The following is a 2,982-nucleotide window of genomic DNA, read 5'->3' as shown; positions in this document are numbered from 1 at the left end:
GCACACCACCGGCGGCTACATGGTCGGCACGGCGCTGACCATGCGCACGGTGTTTGACCTCAAGGACAACGACCTGTTCTGGTGCACCGCCGACGTGGGCTGGGTCACCGGCCACAGCTACAGCGTTTACGGGCCACTGCTGGCGGGCGCGTCCGTGCTGATGTACGAGGGCGCCCCCAACCATCCCGACTGGGGCCGCTTCTGGGCGCTGATCGAGAAGCACAAGGTCAGCATCCTCTACACCGCGCCCACCGCCATCCGCTCGTTCATGCGCCAGGGCGACGCCATTCCGGGCAGCTATGACCTGTCCAGCCTGCGCCTGCTCGGCAGCGTCGGCGAGCCGATCAACCCCGAAGCCTGGATGTGGTACTGGCGCGTCATCGGCGGTGAGCGCTGCCCGGTCATCGATACCTGGTGGCAGACCGAAACCGGCTCGATCATGCTCACGACCCTGCCCGGCGCCTTCGACAGCAAACCCGGCAGCGCCGGACTGCCGATGTTCGGCGTCGAGACGGCCATCGTGGACCGTCAGGGCCGCGAACTCGGCCCCGACGAGGGCGGCCTGCTGGTTATCAAGCGTCCCTGGCCCTCGATGCTGCGCGGCGTCTACAACGACGAGGCCCGCTACCAGAAGACCTACTGGGGTGAGCTGCCGCACGTCTATTTTGCCGGTGACGGTGCTCGCAAGGACGCCGACGGCTACATCACCGTCATAGGCCGGGTCGACGACGTGCTCAACGTCTCCGGGCACCGCCTGGGCACCATGGAGATCGAATCGGTGCTGGTCGCCCATCCCAGCGTGGCCGAGGCCGCCGTGGTGGGCCGCCCCGACGATTTGAAAGGCGAGTGTGTGGTGGCCTTCGTGCTGACCCAGAACGGGTACGAGATCAGCGGCCAGGCCCTGCGCGAGCACATCACCCGCGAGATCGGTGCCCTGGCCCGCCCGGACCAGATCTTCGTCGCCGAGGCGCTGCCTAAAACCCGCAGTGGCAAGATCATGCGCCGCTTCCTGCGCCAGATCGCGGCGGGCCAGGCTATTCAGGGCGACACCAGCACCCTCGAAGACCCCGGCGTGCTGGAGAAGCTGGCGGCGACAGTGCCAGTTTAAACGGTGCCGATCCAAACGAACCAGTCAGCAGGCCAGGACGCGCAATTGTCCTGGCCTGCTCGCCGCCTATTCCAGACGCTCAGGTCAATTCCACCACGCTGGCGTCCGATAAAATCAGTTTCAGTGTGCGCGGTACCCGCCGTCCGCCGCTGATCTGGGCGCGCAGGCCGATCAGGCAGTCTTGCAAGCGGATGTCCACATTCTCGATGCGCACTTCAGCCTCGATGACGCTGTGTTCGACCTCGGCGTGGCGGATCACCGTGCCGCGCCCGATGGAGGTGAACGGCCCCACGTAGGCGTCTTCGAGCACCACCTCCTCGCCGATCAGCACCGGCCCCACGATTTTGCAGCCCACCACCCGCGACGACGCCGGGAGGTGGACCCGCCCGCTGATGCGCGAGTTGAGCACCTCACCGTCGAGTCTCGGCTCGATGCGCTCCAGCAGCAGCCGGTTGGCGTCGAGCAGGTCCACCGGTTTGCCGGTATCCTTCCACCAGCCGCGCACCCGCTGGCCCAGCACGGTGCCGCCCTCATGGATCAGCCGCTGAATGGCGTCGGTGATCTCGAACTCGCCCCGCGCCGAGGCGGGCAGGCCGTCGAGGGCCTCGAAGATCTTGCTGGAAAAAATGTAGGCCCCGGCCACCGCCAGATTGCTGGGCGGGTTCTTGGGCTTCTCGATCAGCTCCAGAATGCGAGAGCCGTCCATCCGCGCCACCCCGAAGGCGCCGGGGTCGGGCACTTCGACCAGGGCGATCAGGGCGTCGGGCCGGTCACGGTTGAACTGCTCGACGTAGCTGTCCACGCCGTGCTCGAAGAGGTTGTCGCCCAGGTACACGCACACGTCGTCGCCCGCCGCCCAGGCCCGCGCCATGCTGACGGCGTGCCCCAGCCCAAGCTGTTCCTCCTGGTCGATCAGCACGATCTGGGCGCCGCGCACCTGGCTCAGCGTGTACTCGATCTCGGTGCGCGTCAGGTCCGAGACGATCACGGCGATCTCGCTGATGCCCGCCGCCAGCAGCGTTTCGATGGCGTGAATGATAATCGGCTTGCCCGCCACCTTCAGCACAGGCTTGGGACGGGTAAAGGTCAGGGGCCGCAATCTTGTGCCCAGACCGGCGGCGGGAATGATACCTTTCATGAATGCCACAGTCTAAGGCTTCAGACTTGCGTTGAGCCTGAACTGAAGCCGGGCCAGCTCTGAGCATGGCCGTCTCGCCAAGAGTCTCTGAATAAAGGCGCAAGTGTCCCGCCCATCCTTGCGCTCAAGCTGACGAGAAGGTGAGAGCTTGAATCAGCTTCGGCGCGGGCTGTGAGTAGCCTACTCCGGGTAGCATGATAGGGTTGACCCGACGGTCACAGACCGGCTGTTACGAAACTGATGGCCTGCAACCGGGGGGGCCTGAGCAAAGCGAAGGGAGTACGCCAGATGATGATTTATCTGCTTTTGACAAGGCAACCACCGGGAGTTGGTCCGGTTAGCTCTGGCCTGGGCTGGGTCGTAGTGGTCGCGTTCGGCACTGCGATCGTCGCACTCCTACCGGCAGTGACAGAGAGCTGCTGGGGTGAGTAGTTACCGGGAACCCTTGCCCGCTGAAGCGGCTGAAACGGAAATCGAACTGGGCGTCTTATGGCGCGGTGTTCGCCGCCGCCTGCCACTGATCGTCGGCGCGGCAGCGGTGGTCGGGCTGGGCACTTACCTGTGGTCGAAATCGCAGCCGCCCATCTATGAGGCGGCCTCCAGCGTGATTACCGTGCGGCCCGCCGAAGGGGTTGTCGGCGCGACGCTCGTGCCCGCCTCGGCGCTGCCCATCGGCGCTCTTCAGGAAGCGCTTCAGGGCTCGACGGTCATCGGTGACGTGATCGGCGCGGTCAAG

Annotated in this window: 2 protein-coding genes and 1 pseudogene; 2 read left to right on the top strand and 1 reads right to left on the bottom strand. The window is 65.6% G+C overall.

The window, feature by feature from the left end; translation table 11 throughout:
• A partial coding sequence (locus tag Q0R23_RS13770; RefSeq protein ID WP_293913878.1) for an AMP-binding protein occupies positions 1-1,108 on the top strand: 1,108 nt, incomplete at its 5' end.
• 79 nt (positions 1,109-1,187) lie between these two features.
• Here the strand turns inward: Q0R23_RS13770 and Q0R23_RS13765 are convergent.
• Positions 1,188-2,246, bottom strand: a complete 1,059-nt coding sequence (locus Q0R23_RS13765; protein WP_293913876.1) for a glucose-1-phosphate thymidylyltransferase — start codon at positions 2,244-2,246, stop codon at positions 1,188-1,190.
• A 445-nt stretch (positions 2,247-2,691) separates the two neighbouring features.
• Between Q0R23_RS13765 and Q0R23_RS13760 the strand changes: the two are divergent.
• Positions 2,692-2,982, top strand: a pseudogene (locus Q0R23_RS13760) (succinoglycan biosynthesis protein exop); the annotation flags it as partial.

It is taken from the genome of Deinococcus sp., from assembly GCF_025362455.1.
In the GTDB taxonomy this organism is placed as follows: domain Bacteria; phylum Deinococcota; class Deinococci; order Deinococcales; family Deinococcaceae; genus Deinococcus.
The sequence above is the reverse complement of the archived record's forward strand: the minus strand, read 5'-3'. Positions and strand labels throughout refer to the sequence as shown.